At 45.6% G+C, this 21,153-nt stretch carries 17 protein-coding genes; all 17 read left to right on the top strand.

What is annotated here, in order from left to right:
- Positions 1-2 precede the first annotated feature (2 nt).
- Positions 3-1,700 (top strand): alpha-glucosidase, encoded by a 1,698-nt coding sequence (locus DWX57_RS08705; protein ID WP_120123693.1) that lies wholly within the window; start codon positions 3-5, stop codon positions 1,698-1,700.
- A gap of 371 nt (positions 1,701-2,071) precedes the next feature.
- On the top strand, positions 2,072-4,396 hold the full coding sequence (locus tag DWX57_RS08710; protein ID WP_118758457.1) for an alpha-galactosidase: 2,325 nt from the start codon (positions 2,072-2,074) through the stop codon (positions 4,394-4,396).
- A gap of 435 nt (positions 4,397-4,831) precedes the next feature.
- Positions 4,832-8,641, top strand: a complete 3,810-nt coding sequence (locus tag DWX57_RS08715) for an EAL domain-containing protein (RefSeq protein ID WP_117550416.1) — start codon at positions 4,832-4,834, stop codon at positions 8,639-8,641.
- A gap of 21 nt (positions 8,642-8,662) precedes the next feature.
- Positions 8,663-9,943, top strand: a complete 1,281-nt coding sequence (locus DWX57_RS08720) for an O-acetylhomoserine aminocarboxypropyltransferase/cysteine synthase family protein (protein ID WP_015534752.1) — start codon at positions 8,663-8,665, stop codon at positions 9,941-9,943.
- The gene (locus DWX57_RS08725; RefSeq protein ID WP_118758456.1) at positions 9,940-10,797 is read left to right on the top strand and encodes a TrmH family RNA methyltransferase; all 858 of its coding nucleotides are present in this window, start codon (positions 9,940-9,942) and stop codon (positions 10,795-10,797) included. The genes DWX57_RS08720 and DWX57_RS08725 overlap by 4 nt, the downstream gene beginning before the upstream one ends.
- Before the next feature lie 131 nt (positions 10,798-10,928).
- On the top strand, positions 10,929-11,684 hold the full coding sequence (locus tag DWX57_RS08730; protein ID WP_120123695.1) for a hypothetical protein: 756 nt from the start codon (positions 10,929-10,931) through the stop codon (positions 11,682-11,684).
- A gap of 263 nt (positions 11,685-11,947) precedes the next feature.
- Positions 11,948-12,661, top strand: a complete 714-nt coding sequence (locus DWX57_RS08735; RefSeq protein WP_118016843.1) for a CpsB/CapC family capsule biosynthesis tyrosine phosphatase — start codon at positions 11,948-11,950, stop codon at positions 12,659-12,661.
- A 55-nt stretch (positions 12,662-12,716) separates the two neighbouring features.
- Positions 12,717-12,842: a hypothetical protein gene (locus DWX57_RS14540; RefSeq protein WP_015534756.1), complete on the top strand. Its 126-nt coding sequence runs from the start codon at positions 12,717-12,719 to the stop codon at positions 12,840-12,842.
- Positions 12,843-12,870: 28 nt separating this feature from the next.
- Positions 12,871-13,881 (top strand): LCP family protein, encoded by a 1,011-nt coding sequence (locus tag DWX57_RS08740; RefSeq protein WP_120123697.1) that lies wholly within the window; start codon positions 12,871-12,873, stop codon positions 13,879-13,881.
- A 54-nt stretch (positions 13,882-13,935) separates the two neighbouring features.
- A complete protein-coding gene (locus tag DWX57_RS08745) occupies positions 13,936-14,754 on the top strand; it encodes a YveK family protein (RefSeq protein ID WP_118016842.1) in 819 nt (272 codons plus the stop codon).
- On the top strand, positions 14,751-15,503 hold the full coding sequence (locus DWX57_RS08750) for a CpsD/CapB family tyrosine-protein kinase (protein ID WP_120123700.1): 753 nt from the start codon (positions 14,751-14,753) through the stop codon (positions 15,501-15,503). The genes DWX57_RS08745 and DWX57_RS08750 overlap by 4 nt, the downstream gene beginning before the upstream one ends.
- A gap of 93 nt (positions 15,504-15,596) precedes the next feature.
- Entirely contained in the window at positions 15,597-16,367 is a 771-nt protein-coding gene (locus DWX57_RS08755) for a hypothetical protein (RefSeq protein WP_055145518.1), read from the top strand.
- Between the two features lie 246 nt (positions 16,368-16,613).
- Positions 16,614-18,065 (top strand): sugar transferase, encoded by a 1,452-nt coding sequence (locus DWX57_RS08760; RefSeq protein WP_120123702.1) that lies wholly within the window; start codon positions 16,614-16,616, stop codon positions 18,063-18,065.
- A 42-nt stretch (positions 18,066-18,107) separates the two neighbouring features.
- Complete coding sequence (locus tag DWX57_RS08765; RefSeq protein WP_165852786.1) at positions 18,108-18,875, top strand: WecB/TagA/CpsF family glycosyltransferase; 768 nt, start codon at positions 18,108-18,110, stop codon at positions 18,873-18,875.
- 4 nt (positions 18,876-18,879) lie between these two features.
- On the top strand, positions 18,880-19,788 hold the full coding sequence (locus DWX57_RS08770) for a hypothetical protein (RefSeq protein WP_120123704.1): 909 nt from the start codon (positions 18,880-18,882) through the stop codon (positions 19,786-19,788).
- Positions 19,788-20,324, top strand: a complete 537-nt coding sequence (locus DWX57_RS08775) for an acyltransferase (protein WP_120123707.1) — start codon at positions 19,788-19,790, stop codon at positions 20,322-20,324. Before DWX57_RS08770 ends, DWX57_RS08775 begins: the two co-directional genes overlap by 1 nt.
- An 18-nt stretch (positions 20,325-20,342) precedes the next feature.
- Positions 20,343-21,143: a glycosyltransferase family 2 protein gene (locus DWX57_RS08780; protein ID WP_120123709.1), complete on the top strand. Its 801-nt coding sequence runs from the start codon at positions 20,343-20,345 to the stop codon at positions 21,141-21,143.
- Positions 21,144-21,153: the final 10 nt, after the last annotated feature.

Below are 21,153 nucleotides of genomic sequence, written 5' to 3' on the forward strand. Positions count from 1 at the left end.
ATATGGACAGAAAATGGTGGAAAGAGGCGGTATTTTACCAGATATACCCTAGAAGTTTCTATGACAGCAACGGAGATGGCATAGGAGATCTGAAGGGAATAACCGAGAAATTGCCGTACCTCAAAGAACTTGGTGTGACCGCTGTGTGGATATGTCCATTCTTCAAGTCGCCTATGAAGGACAACGGATATGACATATCGGATTACTACGATGTGAATCCTGAGTTTGGAACCATAGAGGATGCGGATGAACTTATAAGATGTGCAAATGAAAATGGCATCAAGATCATCATGGACATGGTCATCAATCACACATCAGACCAGCACAGATGGTTCCAGGAGGCGTGCCGGGACAGACACAGCAAATACAGAAATTACTATATATTTAAGGACAACATAGATGGACTTGCAGATCTCAGATCCAACTTCGGTGGAAGCACATGGACACAGATTGAGGATGGCAGCTGGTATTTCCATTCATTTGCGAAGGAGCAGCCGGATCTCAACTGGGAATGTGAGGAGATGAGACAAGAGCTCTACGACATGATGAATTGGTGGCTTGACAAGGGAGTTTCAGGATTCCGAATGGATGCCATCACATTTATCAAGAAAGACCTCTCATTCCCGCCTATGCCGTCAGACGGCGAGGACGGCAGATGCGATGTTGGAAAATGCTGCCTCAACAGGCCGGGAATAGATGAGTTTCTTCACGAGTTAAAACTCAACACATATGGCAGAGGAGACTTTGTGACTGTCGCAGAGACTCCTGGAGTTCCAAATGAGGATTTGGACAGATACATTGGGAGAGATGGACATTTCTCCATGATATTTGACTTTAGTTACACAGACATAGATATCAATCCGGGCGATCTCTGGCTGCACCAGAGAGACTGGACGATAGAGGAGTTCAAGGACAAGCTGTTCACCAATCAGAGACTTGTGAAAAAGATCGGATGGGCAGCAAACTACCTGGAAAACCACGATCAGCCTAGAAGTATAGGCAAGTACTTCCCAGCCGGTGATATTCCTGAATACAGAACACAAATGGCAAAGGCGCTTGGTGCGTTGTTCTTCTTCCTGAAGGGTACGCCATTTGTATATCAGGGACAGGAGCTTGGAATGATCAACACTCATTTTGACAATATAGATGAGCTCGACGATATCAATTCCAAGGGACAGTATGCGAGATGCCTTGAAGCCGGATACAGTGAGACTGAGGCGATGAAATCCGTAAATATAAGGAGCCGCGACCAGTCAAGACTTCCAATGCAGTGGAACAGCGAAAAAAACTTTGGATTTTCAGCGCATGAGCCATGGCTGGCATGCAACAATCAGTGTGACCTCCAGACGGTGGAGCTTGAGAGCGTTGATAAGGATTCTGTGCTTAACTTTTATAAGGCGATGATACAGCTCAGAAATCACTCAGAGTACACACAGACTCTCATCTACGGAGACCTGGAGGATGTGGAGACGGATAATGCAGGAATCATAGTGTACAGGCGCAAGCCGGTTCAGATTGAGTGTGCATGTGGAACTGGAGCAAATGCAGAAAGCGCAGACAGATCGGTATATGTTGTTGTCAACATGACCGGTAAGGATGTGGGCTATGCAATTCCTGAGACTGCGGATGTGCTTATGGGTAATTATGCGGATTATGATGGTACGCTCAGACCTTATGAGACTGTGGTGTACGCGGTGTAGGCCGGAGCTGGCAGAAAAAGCCTGAATATTGGTGGAGACTGATTGAAAATTACAGTTGGTCTGGTATCAGTATTCAGGCTTTTTTCATTGCCTGTATACTTTTGGGATACTTTGCTCAAATCTATAGACAAAGTGAATGGATCATTAAATGCAAGATATGTCTTAATGTTCAAAGCGTATTCACAGTTCAGAATAATCCCCCCACTTAACCATCATCGGTACCATATTTGGTCAACTTTTTTCCATATAAAAACGAATCTCTAAATATTAAAATAACGGTAATAAAAGCAAGTTGAAAAGTGATTTTAGAGCAGGGGGACGTTGTGAAGTTGTCTGCTCAGACAAATAAATGGAGAAAAGGAGATACACTTATGGGTATTATATTTCACGAAGAGACACAGACATTTCACCTTACAAATGGTGAGATAAGCTACATCATGACGGTGCTCCCGAACGGACATCTGGGAAATCTGTACTATGGTAAGGCGATAAGGGACAGAGAGGATTTCTCACATCTGTTGGAGCTCGTCCAGAGACCTATGTTCCAGTATGTATATGACGATGACAGACTGTTCTCACTTGAGTCAGTGAAGCAGGAGCTTCCTGTGTACGGAACCACAGACTACAGAGCACCGATGGTTGAGGTACTTCAGTCAAATGGCAGCAGGATATCAGATTTTGTATATGTATCACATGAGGTAAATGCGGGCAAGCCAAAGCTTGAGGCACTGCCGGCAACATACACAGAGAATGATGACGAGGCAGAGACATTGATCGTCACATTGAAGGATTCACTCACAGGCATAAAGGCGAGAATGCTTTATACAATATGGAGCGACAGACCAGTCATAGCAAAGAGCGTAGAGTATGTAAATGAAGGCACAGAGGCGGTACATCTCACCACTGCTTACAGCATGTGCCTGGATCTCCCTGATCCTGATTACCAGTGGATGCAGCTCTCGGGCGCATGGGCAAGGGAGCGCCACATAATAACAAGAGACCTCGAGCAGGGCTTACAGTCGATAGGCAGCAACCGTGGTCATTCATCCCATGAGCACAATCCGTTCATCGCATTGAAGAGAGAGACAACGGACGAGAACCAGGGAGAGGCGATTGGAATAAGCCTTGTATATAGCGGCAATTTTAAGATACAGGCTGAGGTTGACACGAGAAATACAGCCCGTATTCTGGCCGGAATAAATCCGGATACATTTGACTGGAAGCTCGATGTAGGAGAGCATTTCCAGACTCCTGAGGCAGTTATTGTGTATTCAGACCAGGGACTCAACAAGATGAGCCAGACATTCCACAAGCTGTACCAGAAGAGACTTGCGAGAGGCGAGTGGAGAGACAAGCCAAGACCGATTCTCATCAACAACTGGGAGGCTACATATTTTGATTTCACCAGAGAGAAGCTCATAGCCATCGCACAGAAGGCAAAGGAGTGCGGAGTTGAGCTGTTTGTCCTTGACGACGGCTGGTTTGGAGCCAGAACCACAGACCATGCAGGTCTTGGAGACTGGGTTGCAAATCCAGACAGACTCCCGGAGGGAATCACAGGAATTGCAGAGGATATAGAGAAGGTAGGTCTGAAGTTCGGACTGTGGTTCGAGCCTGAGATGACAAATAAAGACTCAGACCTCTACAGAGAGCACCCAGACTGGATACTTTCAGTTCCAGGAAGACATGACTCACACGGAAGATTCCAGTACGTTCTGGATTTCTCCAGAAAAGAGGTCGTTGACAGAATATATGAGATGATGGCAAAGATACTCAGCACGGCAAAGGTGTCATATGTGAAGTGGGATATGAACAGAAGTATCACCGAGTGTTATAGTGCGGCTCTTCCGGCTGACAGACAGGGCGAGGTGTTCCACAGATACATACTTGGTGTGTACGATCTGTATGAGAGACTTACGAGCACATTTCCACATGTACTCTTTGAGTCATGTGCCAGCGGCGGCGGACGTTTTGATCCGGGTATCCTCTACTATGCACCACAGGGCTGGACAAGCGATGACACGGATGCCATAGAGAGAGTCAAGATCCAGTATGGAACGTCCATGTGTTACCCGATCAGCAGCATGGGAAGCCACGTGTCGGTTGTGCCAAATCACCAGACAAGGCGAGAGGCTCCGCTGAGAACCCGTGCAAATGCTGCATACTTCGGAACATTTGGCTATGAGCTGGATCTAGGCAAGCTTACCGCTGATGAGATAGAGGAAGTCAAGGAGCAGGTCAGGTTCATGAAGGTATACCGTGAGCTGATCCAGTACGGAACATTCTACAGACTTGCAAGTCCATTTGAAGATGAGGAGTGCGGCTGGATGGTCGTGTCAGACGATAAGAAGACCGCCATAGTTGCGTGGTTCAGAACGCTCTACACACCTAACAAATGTTTCACAAGAATGAAGCTTCACGGTCTTGATCCGGATGCGTTATATAGCTGCAATGTGCTCGGAGGACAGGCACTCACAGTGAGCAAGACACCGGATGGAAAGCTGATATATGAGAAAGTGTCAGGAGACAAAGGAGAGGATTCTGCAGTCAATGTCATCGCAGGCCCTTCATGCTATGGCGATGAGCTGATGAACCTCGGACTCATCACCAGCGACACATCGGCGGGAGAGATAGTCGGAGAGGATATGCCTTGCGGAGACTATGATTCCAGACTCTATGTGCTCAAGGCAGAGTAAGCGGGTTTGCGAAAAAAATTTCCTGGATATAGTCCAAAATAATAGAAAGCGTACAAGATTTTTGGATTTTGTACGCTTTCCTGCTTTTTCGGGCAGAAAAAGAAAAAAGGCAGTTAAGATGTGCCTGCGTAAATCGGAGGAGAAAACACAGTATGAATATATTTGACATAATGGGGCCTGTAATGGTTGGACCGTCGAGCTCACACACGGCAGGGGGTGAAGGTGTGTATCGGTGCAGACATGTCCGATACACTGAAGGAGACTGCGCGTGGAGGCCTTGCAACCACTCGCACGGCGCTTGAGGTGAAAAATAGACTAAAAATGTAGATAGAAACTATGGCATTTGTCAAATTGCATAAATAAGGTTTTTTTTAGCCTGCAAACATGATATAATTGCATAAAGAATGTTTAAAAAATGCAGTTGGGGATGATCAGATGAGCAACAGGAAGAGAATATGCGTTATAACAGCACAGGTTGAAGAGAGTACACAGAATCGCTTCATGCAGGGATTTCTGAAGCAGGCATATGATATGAATTACGATGTCTGCATATTTTCCATGTTTTTGAAGTACCAGGATTCAACAGACAGGGAGGTTGGAGATTCAAACATCTACAACCTTATTAATTTTAACCTTTTTGATGCTGTGGTATTGTGTCAGGACACCATACAGACTCCGGGAGTCGTAGAAAAGCTGGAGAAGCGCCTGCAGTCAGAATTTGCAAATGGTGTGGTAGTGGTAGTCGACAAAGAGAATAACATATTCCCAACGGTCATGATGGATCATTATACCCCTATAGTAAAACTCGTGGATCACCTTATAGAGGTTCACGGCCACAAGAACATATATTTCCTGGGCGGACTCAAGGAGCACATACACTCCAAGCAGCGACTCGCCGGTTACATAGACAGCATGAAGGCGCACAACCTGCCGGTTACGGACGACATGATATATTATGGAACATACTGGTACGACAGCGGCGACTACATGGTGGACGAGCTTGTGAAGGATATGGAGCATCTGCCGGATGCCATCGTATGTGCAAATGACTGTATGGCCATCGGAGTGTGCACCGCATTTGACAGATATGGAATAAGAGTTCCCGAGGACATAGCCGTGGTGGGCTATGACTCCATAGAAGACGGAAGAAACAGTCCTGTTCCGATCACATCTGCGGACATACCGGCGGATGACTGCGGGCACTACTGTATGAAATATATAGATGCAAAGCTCAACGGACATGACGTACCGGAATTCAAGTCCAATGTGGAGCTGTACATAGGTGGAACCTGTGGCTGTGAGGGCTGGGAACGAGAGACAGTCAGGATCAGAAGAGACAAATGGGAGACAGACCTCTCAGAGACCGGCTTCTACTCTTGCTTCAACAACATGGCGGATGACCTTGTGGCGCAGACGAGCGTGGAGTCATTCTTTGACACCGTGTCGGAATACGTGTACCAGATAAGACCATTTGAGAGCTTCCATCTGTGCCTGAACGACTACTGGAGAAATCCGGAGGTCATGACCGGTGATGAGGCACTTCGCCATGGTTACACAGATCATGTATACAGACTGATAAAGTGCGGCCCGGATGAAAAAGAAGAGAGACACATACGCTACGACGACGTATTCGAGTCTGCGAAGCTGTTGCCGGAGCTGTACGAGGACAGGGATTATCCTACAGCGTTCATATTTACACCATTGTTCTTCCAGGACAGAAGCTTTGGCTATGCAGTGGTGAACTACGGTGCAGAGCCGAGGGTGTACGAAGATGTATACAGATCCTGGATCAAGACGGTTGCCAGGGACATGGAGTCATTTGCAAGACATCAGGGACTCAATGTACTTCTAAACAAGCTTGAGGCGGATCAGATAAGAGACGGTCTCACCGGAATGTACAACTACAGAGGCTTCATAGGCAGGGCAAATGACATGATAATCCAGGCCGCTGAAGAGAAGTCTGAGATACTTGTGTTGGCGGTGGATCTGAAGAATACACGCCAGATAAACAGCAATTACGGAAGAACAGAGGGTGACAGAGTCCTAAGCTATGTTGCCCAGTCGATAAATGAGATACTTACCCCATACGAGATATCCATGAGGATGGGAAATGACGAGTTCGTCATAGCCACAGTGGCAAAGAGTGGCGATATCTCAAGGGGAGAATATATAGCCGAGGAACTCAAGAAGAAGCTTGAGGCGGCAAACAGTGGCGGAAAGGACGATTACGAGCTCGGTATATATTACGGATGTAAGAAGGCTCTGGTCAAGTCATCTGCCGAGCTGGAGACCCTCATCAACGATACGGTCAACCAGAAGAACCGCATAAAAGAACAGAACAATGCCAAGGGACGCAACAAAGCGACGATAACGAACAGGGATCTGGAGAGAGATGAGATAGTAGCTATGATACTGGACAACAACATGCTCACATATCATTTCCAGCCTATAGTAAGTGCCCGTGACGGAGGCATATTTGCATACGAGGCACTTATGAGGATACTGGTTCCTATGAGAATGTCACCCCCTGAGCTTCTGGAGAGTGCAGAGAGACTGAACAGACTGTACGATGTGGAAAAACTCACACTGTTCAACGTCGTGGAGATCGTGGCATCGAATCCTGAGATGTTCAGGGGCAAGAAGGTATTTATCAACAGCATGCCGGGGCATATGCTCAACGCACAGGACAGAAAAGAATTCCTTTCAAAGGTGAAGATGCTCCAGTGTGCAGGCATAGTCATAGAATTTACCGAGGGAGCAGAGCTGTCGGATGCGGAACTGAATGATCTCGAGGCATTCCTCAGAGGAAATGGCATGGAGATCGCTATAGACGACTACGGCGCAGGCTATTCAAATGTAAACAATCTTCTCAGGTATATGCCTGAGTATGTGAAGATAGACAGAATGCTTCTGACAGGGATCGATGCAGACCCACACAGACAGCATTTCGTCAAGGATATAATAGAATTCACCTCGACCAACGACATCAAGGCGCTGGCGGAGGGCGTTGAGACCACGAAGGAGATGAAGACCGTCATCCAGCTCGGTGCGGATCTCATTCAGGGATACTATACCGCCCATCCGAACGCGGAGGTAGTACAGCTCATATCCCCACAGGTTGTGAATGAGATAGTTCAGTACAACCAACAGGAAGAGGTGGCTGAGAACAGCAGCATATTTGTCATGGAGCATGAGAGAAATGCATCACTTCTGAAGCTCGCATCCCAGGGAATCAGGGAGATAGTTGTGGCACAGAGAGCCGGTGGCGACAACAATGTCCGCATAGTCGGCGCACAGGGCTTCAAGTCAAATATGACACTCAAGATAAAGGATGGTTTCACCGGAACCATAGTGCTGCAGAACGTAAGCTTCTCGGGCGACCGCGACAAGCCTTGTATAGACTGCGGTGAGAATACGGATCTGCACATCGTGCTTGAGGGTAAGAATTTCTGCAGGAATGGCGGAATAAAGATACCGGAGTCGTCCAGAGTGACATTTATCGGAGATGGTGATATAATGGTCCGCGTCAACGGTAACAGCTATTACGGAATAGGCAATGACATTCATTCAAAGCATGGAGTCATGAAGTTCAAGCAGGAGGGCGCCATTAATATAGAAACAAACGGTGTGAACGGAGTGGCAATAGGCGCCGGACTCGGAGGAGATATACGTATAGAGAAGGGCCGATACGACCTGTATATCAACGGCGAGAACGGAGTTGCTATTGGAAGCATAAGCACCCCGGTGAATCTGAATCTCCTGCAGGCGGACATAGACATAACCTATGAGGCTGCAAATGGAGTCGCCATCGGCTCGGTGAGCCAGCACGCAGATATCGCGATAAAGAACACATCCATATCGCTCAGAGGATCGGGCAACAGATACGTGGCGGTCGGAACCCTGGACGGAGATGGATGCAGCGTAGATATAAGCAGAGCACATGTGGACATGAACCTTAAGGGCAATTCGTGCATAGCCATGGGATCTGACCATGGAATAGCAGACATACGCATGACGGACGCCAACTCAAGGCTGGCGGTTCAGGGCGAGGCGTGCTTCGCACTTGGAAGCAGAGACGGCACAGGCATGCTGTCCAGCAATAATGCAGATCTGAATGTGGTTGTCAGGAATTCACTGAACATAGATATATCCGCGGCAGAGCAGGACATACGTCTGGTGAATGGAAGATACATGTTCATTTTGAACAATGAGAATATAGAGCGCAAGGTAGTAGAGCGCTATTAATTCAAAGGAGTATAAAGGATAATGGAAAGAGAGACTATGTGTATACAGGCTGGATACCAGCCTAAGAATGGGGAGTCAAGAATGATACCGATCGTACAGAGCACAACGTTCAAGTACGACACGAGCGAGGATATGGGTAAGCTGTTTGACCTTGAGGAGAGCGGATATTTCTACACCAGACTTGCAAATCCGACAAATGACTATGTGGCAGCCAAGATATGTGCCCTGGAGGGGGGATCGGCAGCAGTGCTCACATCGTCAGGACAGGCAGCAACATTCTTCTCGGTATTCAACATTGCCGGAGTGGGAGATCACGTTGTGGCATCATCCACCATATACGGAGGAAGCTTCAACCTTTTTGCCGTGACCATGAAGAGAATGGGTGTGGAATTCACATTTGTGGATCCTGACTGCTCGGACGAGGAACTTGAGGCAGCGTTCAGACCGAACACCAAGGCCGTGTTTGGCGAGACCATAGCCAATCCGGCACTCATAGTATTCGATATAGAGAGATTTGCAAATGCGGCACATGCACACGGAGTACCACTCATCGTGGACAACACATTTGCCACACCGATCAACTGCAGACCTATAGAGTGGGGCGCAGACATAGTCACACACTCCACCACGAAGTACATGGACGGACATGATGCAACCGTGGGTGGGGCGATCGTGGATTCAGGCAAATTCGACTGGATGGCACACGCAGACAAGTTCCCAGGACTCACCACACCTGATGAGTCATATCACGGAGTGGTATACGCAGAGAAGTTCGGCCAGGGCGGCGCATATATCAACAAGATCGTGGCACAGCTTATGAGAGATCTTGGCCCGATACCTGCACCTATGAATTCGTACATGCTCAATCTTGGACTGGAGTCGCTTCACGTGCGTATGCCACGTCACTGTGAGAACGCACTGGCGGTTGCGAAGTTCCTCGAGGCACACGATAAGATAGCTTGGGTAAATTATCCTGGACTTGAGAGCAGCAAGTATTACGAGCGTGCTAAGAAGTATATGCCGGACGGCACATGTGGAGTTGTGTCATTTGGCGTCAAGGGAGGAAGAGCTGCTGCGGAGGCCTTCATGAAGGAACTCAAGGTTGCGATGATAGCAACACATGTGGCGGATGCACATACATGCGTTCTTCATCCTGCATCAGCTACACACAGACAGATGAATGACGAGGAGCTTCTGGCGGCAGGAGTAAGTCCTGATCTTGTGAGACTGTCGGTGGGCATTGAGAATGTAAAAGACATAATAGCAGATCTTGAAAATGCACTGGATAAGGTACAGATATGAGAATAATAAATATAACCGACCTTTCGGCACCCGAGCTTGATATATATGCGCGCATGTCAGAGAATCAACTGGCGCACATATATGAACCGGCTTCCGGGCTGTTCATAGCTGAGAGTCCAAAGGTCATAGAGAGGGCACTGGATTCGGGTTACGAGCCAGTGTCCATTCTATTGGAAGACAGGCACGTGGAAGGACAGTGCGCGGATATAATAAAGCGGTGCGGAGATATACCGATATACACAGCACCATTTGATGTCCTCACGAAGCTCACGGGATTTGCCCTGACAAGGGGGATGCTGTGCGCCATGAGGAGGGCAGAGCTGCCGTCTGTTGAGAGCGTGTGTGAACATGCAGCCAGAATAGCGGTGCTTGAGGAAGTGATGAACCCGACAAATGTGGGAGCGATATTTAGAAGTGCGGCGGCACTTGGGATGGATGCTGTACTGCTCACGCCGGGCTGCAGTGACCCGCTCTACAGGAGGGCGGCAAGGGTCAGCATGGGAACGGTGTTCCAGATACCGTGGACATATATTACATTTGACACCCTGGGTCTTGCACACAATAAAGCAGATCATGGCATATGGCCGGAGTTTGGGATGGAACAACTTCACAGTATGGGCTTCAGGACGGCATCCATGGCGCTAAGAAATGACACGATAGACATACACGACCCGGAGCTGAAGCAGATCGACAGACTTGCAGTAATACTGGGAACCGAGGGAGAAGGCCTCAAGACAGAGACCATAGATTCCAGCGACTACACAGTGAAGATACCAATGTATCACGGAGTGGACAGCCTGAATGTGGCTGCAGCCAGTGCCGTGGCATTCTGGGAACTTGGCAGACGCTCGTAAAACGTCGAAAAACCTCCCTCAAAAAATACGCATACATATCTACAGGATATGGAAAATATGTTATAATAGTCAGGACGTGAACGGACAGGCTCACAGTCGGCAGAAGGAAAAGACTTAGGAGGATGATAGACATGTTTTATGCTATTTCAGGAATTAACGGGGATTATGAGGCATACAAGAGAGCACTCAAGAAACTCAAGTTTCAGAACCTTGACGATATAAAGGAAGAGGACATCATGAACGAGGAGGCAGTCATCAGCACCCTTGAGGGCGAGGATGTCCTGTATGTCCTTGGCAATATAATCGGAGCAGGTGGCGGATCCATGAAGATACTTCAGGATATGATGAGCAGAGATAATGTCATCGCAGTTGTCGGTGAGAACGAGTACAAGATCACACAGGCACTCAAGGCACTGAATGACCATATCCAGTCCACAGGTGAGGTGCCACCACAGATGCTGGTAGACAAGATAACATCCATGCTTGGAGAAGAGCTCTCAGGTGCGGTGGAGGAGTTCCTGCAGCTTGACGATGAAGAGCGTGAGGATGTCATAGAGTATATAGATGAGATTTCTGAGGAAGCGTTCCTCGAAGTGATGATGACGAGAAAGAAATTTGTGCTGGTTCACGCCGGAATAAGAAACTTCGATCCGAAGAAGGAACTGGATGAGTACGACACAGAGGACTTCATCACAGAGCCAGCAGACCTGGACAAGACATATTACAAGAACAGAACACTCGTCGTTGGACATGTGCCAACCACAGAGCTCGGCGGTGAGGGCAAGATCGTTAAGAAGAACAACAACGTTGCCATCGACTGCGGGTGCGGCAAGGGCGGACAGCTTGGAATATACTGCCTGGGCAACGGCTCGGAGATGTATGTATAATAGAATAAAGAAGAGATTGACACGGCGGGATATGAAATATCATATTCCGCTTTTTTATTATGGAAGAAATTGGATTAAGAAAATAAAGTGGTTTATACAAATTGTATAGTTAAGCAAAAAATCAACGAGGATTTTTGTCGATTTTAAATCGCAAATGGAATTGAAAAATTGTGAAGAAACTGTTAAATTAGGGGGTGAGCATGTATAAAGAATTTTCCTATATAAATATTTATAGTTTTTTATAAAGAAAACAGGAGGAAAACATGGGTGTTATAGATTTTCATTCACACATACTGCCGGGTATAGACGACGGCAGCAGGAATGTCGAGACATCTATAGGCATGCTTCGGATGTGCAAAGAGCACGGCGTTGATATTATGATAGCGACGCCGCACTTTTATGCTGATTCAAATACTGTGGAGAGGTTCATTGATTCAAGACAGAAAGCATATGATAAAGTCATGGCTGAGAATATGGACATACCGCAGATTATAATGGGGGCAGAGGTCGCGTTTTTTGCAGGAATAAGCAGAGCGGAGAAAACGGACGCACTAAAAGTAGAAGGAACTGATATCATGTTGCTGGAGATGCCGTTTGTGACATGGAGTGATTCGGTAGTGCAGGAAGTACGAGACTTAATTGAGAAGAGACATTTCCATATCATACTAGCTCATATAGAGCGATTCTTACAGATACCAGGCAACAAGCCATATGTGAGACAGATCCTTGAACTGCCAGTTACGGTGCAGGTGAATGCGGCGACACTTCTGGATTTCAGACAGAAGGGCAAAATGCTCAAGATGTTCAAGAAAGGACAGGTACACATCATAGGAAGCGACTGCCATGGTATGCATCACAGGGTGCCGAACTTGTGGCTTGGCCGCGAGGTGCTGGAGAAGAAGCTGGGACATGAATTCCTAGAGAACATGGACAGCTACGGAACAAAGCTCCTGAAAGAACATCAGATACACCCATAATCAGCAATAACAACGAAACATGTACAAGATAAACAGATAGATGGAGGACAACAACATGTCTAAGAAGACAGCGATAATCATCAGTATTGTGCTGTTCATAATACTGTGTGGTCTTATTGTGTGCGAGAAGAAGTGGCCTACAGCGGGAACAGACCTGCTTATGCTGAACGTTCTGAGATAGCACATTACATTCCGACGAGGTGATACATATGTCATACAGGAACAGAACACTATCAGAAAAAAAGAGAATATACAAGAAGCTTGGACTTGTGATTGCAGCCATACTGGTCGTATGCATTGCACTGGCGATAGCACTCAGACCGACAAAAGGAAATGCATCACACAATGCATCGGGCACACAGGCGGTCGAAGGCATGATCGAGGCGGACGGAGTTAAATACGTTCCCAAGAAGAATATAGAAACATATCTTTTTATGGGAATCGACAACATGGGCAAGGTTCAGAAAGTCACCGATTATGAGGGGGCAGGCCGATGCGATGTGGTCATGCTGATGGTCAGAGACCTGACAGATGGAACATACAAGACGCTGAGCATAGACAGAAATACCATAGTGGAGCAGGATACACTGGATCCCGACGGAACTTACGTTGCAACGAGCCCGGCACAGCTTGCTCTGGCACATGAGAATGGTGACGGAATGGAGATAAGCTGCGAGAACGTGGTCAAGGCGGTGTCAAACTTCCTTGGCGGCCAGAAGATAGACGGATACGCAGCGGTGAATATGGGGGCCATAGGAACCATCAACAATCTGGCTGGCGGAGTCACGGTTACCATAGAGGATGATTTCTCCAAGGTGGATAAGACCATGAAGCAGGGAGAGACCATCACACTGACCGATGAGCAGGCAGTACATTTTATCCATGACAGATTCGATGTGGGAGATGAATCCAACACCCAGCGAATGAAGCGTCAGGAGGTGTACAAGGCAGGACTCAAGGAGAATTTGGCGGCAAAGTGCAGCGAGGATAACACATATCCACTGACCATATATGACGCCCTGGGAGATTACATGGTGACTGACATCAGCTCACAGAAGTTCTCCAAGCTGGCACTCCTTGTTCTCAAGGAAAAGGACGCCGGAACGGTGTCGATAGCTGGAACAGAGACCGTAGATGATCTCGGATTTGTCGAGGTGGAGCCAGATGCGGATAGCCTTCAGCAGGCAATCGTAGAGCTGTTCTACAAGGAATATAACTAGCATCACACATTTGATGCAGGGGATATAGATACAAAAAACGGATGGAGGGAATATATGAATTCCAACAAGAAAATGGCTGCTGTGCAGGATAAGACCACACAGATAGCCGCAGTGAACACATACAAGAATACAGAGGATGATGAAAACGAGATCGATCTCCTGGACATGGGAATGGCGCTTCTTGAGAAGCTCCCATACATCATACTGTGCTTCCTGATCGGTGCGGTGCTGTTCAACGCATTTGCATACTTCCTGATCAAGCCGACATACCAGTCGACAGCCAAGCTGTACGTGGTATCAGCATCAGATGATTCCATAGTAAATCTCCAGGATCTGAACATCGGTTCATCCCTGACCAAGGATTACGAAGACCTGATACTCAGCTATCCGGTTCTCGACCAGGTCATCGAAAAGCTCGGCCTTGATATGGACTCAGAGGGGCTTGCCAAGATGATAACCCTTGAGAATCCTTCAGACACACGAGTCCTGAAGATCACGGTCACAAGCACTGACAAGCAGCAGGCATGTGACATTGCAAATACACTGGCAAACGTGTCGATAGAGTATCTACCGGATACCATGAGCACAAGCGCACCTAACATAGCCCAGGTTGCAAGGGTAGCAGACCAGAAGGTCGGACCAAGCTACCTTAAGTACACCGCCATAGGTGCATTGCTTGGAGCACTCATCTACTGCCTGATCGTCATTGTGGGATACCTGATGGATGACACGATCCACTCAGCAGACGACATGGAGAAGTATTTCGGAATAGTACCGCTCACGACAATACCTGAGAGCGACCAGTTCAGAACAGACGATTCAGATGAAGAGCCTGGAAAGAAACACAACAGGAAAGAGAGGGTCAGAGCATGAAGAAGCTTAACATAGAGTTTCAGGAACTCCCATATGCAGTGGAGGAGGCGATGAACCGTCTCAGGATCAACATAAAGTTCTGTGGCAAGAACACAAGAAAGATACTCATAACCAGCAGCATGCCAAATGAGGGCAAGAGCAGCGTGGCGATCAACCTGTGGAAGATGCTCGCCGAGGCAGGATTCCCTGCAGTGCTGGTGGATGTGGATCTTCGTAAGTCAGTCATAAAGGACAGACATCACATAAAGGATGCTGACAAGCTTCCGGATCTTGGATATTTCCTTTCGGGACAGTCCGAGATGGAGGATGTCATCTATGAAACACAGGTAGAAAATGCATACATCGTACCTTGTATGAACCTTCTGGAGAATCCATCGGCTCTTCTGGAGGATGCTAGATTTGCAGAGCTTCTTGACAAGCTGGCAGGGACATATAGGTATGTCATTATAGACTCGCCACCGCTTGGCAGTGTGGCGGATGCCGCTCAGATCGCATCACTGTGCGATGGCGCAGCTCTGGTAGTCAGAGCAGGTGAGACATCAAGAAGTCTCATCAAACAGTCATTCCAGCAGCTTGACCAGGTAGGTTGTACGCTGCTTGGAGTCATACTCAACAGAGCCCAGACAACGGGGAGAGCATACAAGAAATACTACGGAAAGTATGGCAAATACTATAGCCAGTACGGCTATGGTTATGGCACTTACGGCAAAGAGGCTGCAGCCTCCAGCGACAGCACCCCGTCAAAATAATTCACTTTGGATATAACGCCATGTATAGTGGCGTGCAGGGCGTTTTATCATATATTCAATACAATAGAACTTTTTTGGAAGGAGGAATTTATTGTGAAGAATTTAAAGAAGCTTTTGGCTATAGTTGTATGTATCGCAATGATGGTGCCAACAGTTGCATTTGCAGCTACATCATCACCAACTAAGGTAAACGTTAAGTCTGCTACAGCAAAGTCGCTTACATACAATGCAAAGAGCCAGACAACAACAATTGTTGTTAACGGTAAGACACTTACCCTGAACAAGGATTTCAAAGTCGTTTCAGGAAGCCTTAAGGCAACAAAGGCTGGTACATACACAGTTAAGATCAAGGGAATAGGTAACTATTCAGGCGATACAACAGTTAAGTACACAGTTAACGCACAGCAGAGCTACAAGGCTACTGCTGCTGCAAAGACATACAATGCTAAGAATCAGACAACCAAGGTTACAGTTAAGTATGGTAACACAGTTCTCAAGAGAGGTACTGATTACAAGATTACTGGTGTAACTAAGGCTAAGAACGCTGGCAAGTATAAGATTACCGTAAAGGGTATCAACAACTACAAGGGTACAAAGACAATTTACTACACAATTAACAAGGCTGCTCAGAAGTCTGTTAAGGTTAAGGTAAATGCTTCTAAGAAGAAGATCACTGTATCTGGTGTTAAGGCAAAGGCAAAGGTTACTTACAAGTCAGCCAATAAGAAGGTCAAGGTTAAGAATGGCAAGATTACTGTTGGTAAGGGTGTCAAGAAGGGCACAAAGGTAAGAATCACTGTTAAGGTTGCTGCAACAAAGAACTACAAGGCATACAGCAAGTCAATTATTTACAAGGTTAAATAATCATCCTGCTATGTTAAATAGTTCCAAGCCCTAGCCGGTGGCGCAAAACGAATGTCCATGCCACAGGACGTTCTGCGCCGCCAGTGTGGGTGATAAATAACAGGCAATTTAATGCGTATCATGGTTTACAGATGAAAAGGTTCAGCCGACAATCACACGGGCTGAGTCATTTCATGTATGAATCAACAGACCGGGTCATGCGGGCACAAATATGACCCTGACGACAGAGAATGAGGAGAGAAAATTATGTATCAGAAAGGCGCAAAAGGGTGGCTGAAGCACTTTGACTTCATGCTGCTGGATCTTATAGTACTTCAATTATCATTTCTTGCGGCATTCCAGATCAGACACGGCATGGTAAATCCGTATGCGAACAGAGACTATCTCGCGCTGGCTATCATCACGGAGCTGGCGGATATAGTAGCCATGATATTTCTGAATACATATGAGGGCGTCATCAGAAGAGGATACTTCAAGGAATTCATATCCAGCTTCAAGAACGGTTTCGTGATAGTTGCACTGCTCCTTCTGTATGTGTTTGTCCTCAAGGATACATCTATATATTCCAGAACTACTATACTGCTCATGTGGGCCATATACGTATATGCTACATTTGCAGTGAGGAGCCTGTGGAAGAAGCATCTTGCGAAATATGCAGAGCATGGCAAGGGCAAGAAGCTCCTGGTCATGACCACCAGACATGTAGCAGATGAAGTGGTGGCAGGCCTCAAGGAGAAGAACTACTCCGGGTTTGATATAGTAGGAGTCATGGTGATAGATGCCAATCTCATCGGTCAGGAGATCCAGGGAGTGCCGGTGGTGGCGGATTACAACAGTGCAGTTGATTATGTGAGAACCGCATGGGTGGACGAGATATACGTGGATGTGCGTGGAGCATACGGATATGCGAACACCCTGATAGACGCATTTATCGAGGGCGGCATCACAGTTCACATGTGCATATCATCCATCGTGAGGACCCACGGCGACAAGCAGCTCATCCAGAAGATAAATGGTGAGACCGTGGTCACGACCATGATGAACTACGCAACACCAAAGCAGATGTTGCTCAAGAGAACGGCAGATATAATAGGTGGTCTGGTAGGTAGCGTATTCACGCTCATCCTCACCATATTCATAGGACCTATCATATACATCAAGTCCCCGGGACCGATCTTCTTCAAGCAGGAGAGAGTGGGACTGAACGGCAAGATATTCAAGATGTACAAGTTCCGAAGCATGTACATGGACGCTGAGGAGCGCAAGAAGGAACTCATGGCGCAGAACACCATGAGCGATTCGAAGATGTTCAAGATGGACTTTGATCCGAGAGTCATAGGCAACAAGATACTGCCGGACGGCACCAAGAAGAAGGGAATAGGTCAGTATATCAGAGACTTCTCCATAGACGAGTTCCCACAGTTCTTCAATGTGCTTAAAGGGGATCTGTCACTGGTGGGCACAAGACCGCCGCTGATCTCTGAGGTGGAGCAGTATGAGATGCACCACAAGAGCCGCCTTGCTACGAAACCTGGAATCACCGGTATGTGGCAGGTGAGCGGTCGAAGTGACATCACGGACTTCGAGGAGGTCGTGAGACTGGATACGGAGTATATAGAGAACTGGAGCTTTGGGCTTGATGTGAAGATAGTGCTGAAGACTATCAAGGTAGTGCTTGGTAGGGAAGGGTCGAAGTAGGATTTATGGATACTTGCGCTATAAAGCGGGAAGGAACAATCTATGGCATATAACAGAAAAGTAGATAAAAAGTTAATTCCGACTTGCAACATTATGGGTGTTAATATTGCAGCGATAAATATGAAATGGCTGATAAATTATATTGAAAAAAACCTTCCGGACATAAAAGGTGATTATATATGTGTCTCAAATGTGCATACAACTGTAACCAGTTTTGAAGATGCGGATTACTGTGCGATTCAAAATGGCGGTTTGATGGCAATTCCAGATGGCGGTCCTCTTTCTACTGTTGGTCAGAAACGCGGTCATAAGAATATGGAGCGCACAACAGGTCCAAGTCTGATGGGAGAGATTTTTGAAATTTCTGCAAAGAAAGGATATCGCCATTATTTTTATGGCAGCAAGCAGGAGACACTTGATTTGCTTGAAGAGAAGTTGAATGCATCATATCCGGGAATTCAAATCGCTGGTTTGTATAGTCCTCCGTTCAGACCACTTACTGAAGAAGAGGATGCTGAGGTGGTTAAGATGATTAATGATGCTAAAGCGGATTTTGTGTGGATTGGCTTGGGTGCTCCAAAACAGGAGAGCTGGATGGCAACACATCAAGGTAAAATAGATGGCCTGATGATAGGTGTTGGAGCTGGTTTTGATTATTATGCAGGAAATATTGAGAGAGCGCCAAAGTGGATGCAAAAACACAATCTAGAGTGGATGTACCGTTTGATGCAAGATCCTAAAAGGTTATTTAAAAGATATTGGAGTACTAATACTAAATTTATTTGGAATGCAATGATTAGAGGAAAGTGATCTAATGGATAACGATAGCAAGATTATAAGAGAGCTAAAAAATGTAGTAAAAAATTTAAAATTTCACATAGACTATCGTGGGTATCATATTATGGATCCCTCAACAGGAAATGAAATTATAAAAGAAATAGTGTTGCAAAATAATCCAACCATGATAGCGCGCTGTGGCGCAACAGAGATGCGTTGTGTTGGAGAGTTTTTATCGACGGGAATCTTTTCAGAAACGATTAAGAAAGAAATATCTATGCTTTCGGGAGTGTTTCCGACTACAGATGGTTTTTTAAAACAATTCTGTGAATATTATATGGATTGTGTTGCTCAGTCCGATATTTTGGCACTTTGGGGGGTAGGCGCAGAATGTAAAGTAGTAAAGGAAAAATGTTGTGATAAAACTAGGTATACTAAATTAACCGCATTAGAACCGTATTATTTCGATAATCCTTGGTCGTCAGCGTTAAAAAATAAAAAGGTGTTAGTTATACATCCATTTGATGAGAGCATAAAAAAACAATATGAAAAAAAGGAAAAGTTGTTTTTAAATTCATTGGTTCTGCCAGATTTTGCATCACTTACATGTATCCGAGCGGTACAGTCTATTGCGGGGCAGAAAACGGAATTTGGGACATGGTTTGATGCACTTGATTACATGAAGAGCCAGATTAAGGCAATTGATTTTGATGTTGCAATAATTGGTGCTGGTGCATATAGCTTACCATTAGCAGCATTTGTGAAACAAATGGGAAAAGTAGCAATCCAGATGTCTGGGGCTACGCAAATTTTATTTGGAATTAAAGGAAAACGTTGGGAGAATATTCCAGAAGTAGCTAAGTTATTTAATGAATATTGGGTTAGACCTGCTGAAAATGAGAAACCAAATAGAAGTGAAAAGGTGGAGGGAGGAAGTTACTGGTAATGAGTTTGATAAGACAACTTAAAGTTCTTCGCTGTAAATTACTCCTTGCCCTCCATAGAAATATATCTATTGGAAATAACACCACATTTGGTAGGGGAACTGTATTTTGGGCACCGAATAGAATGTCTATTGGAAATAATGTGTATATTGGAAAGTATTGCACACTTCAAGCTGATATCGAGATTGGTAATAATATTGACATAGCAAATAGTGTTGGTTTGATTGGAAAGTATGACCACGATTATTCAAAAATTGGAGTCAATATAAAAGATGCTCCTTGGATTGGGGATGAGTCTTATGATTTCAAAGGAAAAAATCAAAAGATTATCATCGAAGACGATGTGTGGATTGGATTTGGTTCTATTGTGTTTACTGGGATACATGTTCACAGGGGTGCTATTATTGCTGCTGGTAGTATTGTTACAAAGGATGTTCCGCCATATGCAATCGTTGCAGGAAATCCAGCACAAATTAAAGGATACCGTTTTAATAGTGAGCAGATTAGTGAGCATGAGAAAGTGCTATATGGAAAGTAATTAGATGGAGGATAAGATATGCTGACAGTGTCGGTTATTATTCCAAATTATAATAATGAAAAGTATTTGAGCCAATGTATCAACAGTGTGTTGAAACAGACATTCCCTATAGAGGAAGTAATCTTATATGATGACTGTTCTACGGATGGATCAATAGATATTTTGAAGAGGTACGAGTTAAAGGATAGTCGTATTCGGGTTATTTATGGTGAATCGAATGTAGGTGTATCTGTTGCAAGAGATAGAGCTATTAAAGCAACAACATCTGATTATGTATGTATGTTAGATGCTGACGATTTCTTCTATTGCAGCACAAAAATCGAGAAAGAAATGAAGAAAGCTCAGAAAATATTTGAACAGACAGGAAAGAAAGTCATCGTTTTTTCGCAAACAGTTGATGTAGACGAGGACGGATCTGCACTTACGGAGTTAAAACCAGTGGATCTTAGTGGTAATGAAAGATTCAAAATTATTACGAGAAAATATAGCAACTATATGCCTAGAGACTTTTGTTTTCCAAGAGATTACTATGATTTATGTGGTGGTTATACAAAAGATTTGGCATTGTATGAAGACTGGGAATTAAATCTTAAATTATTGCATTTTACAAATTTTGTATATTCGGGTGGTTATGGCACAGCATACAGACACAAAGCGGGTGGATTATCATCTGTAAATTACAAAATACAATTGAAAACTAAGATAAATATTATAAAAAAGTTTCGGATTAGTATTAAAGAACGGGTATGCTTTTATGTAATAGCTTATGGCGCGTTTTTGAAAAATGAGATGAAGACTTTCGTATTTCATCATGTGTAAAATAAAGGCA

It is taken from the genome of Coprococcus sp. AF19-8AC, assembly GCF_003603115.1.
Taxonomy (GTDB): domain Bacteria; phylum Bacillota; class Clostridia; order Lachnospirales; family Lachnospiraceae; genus Coprococcus; species Coprococcus aceti.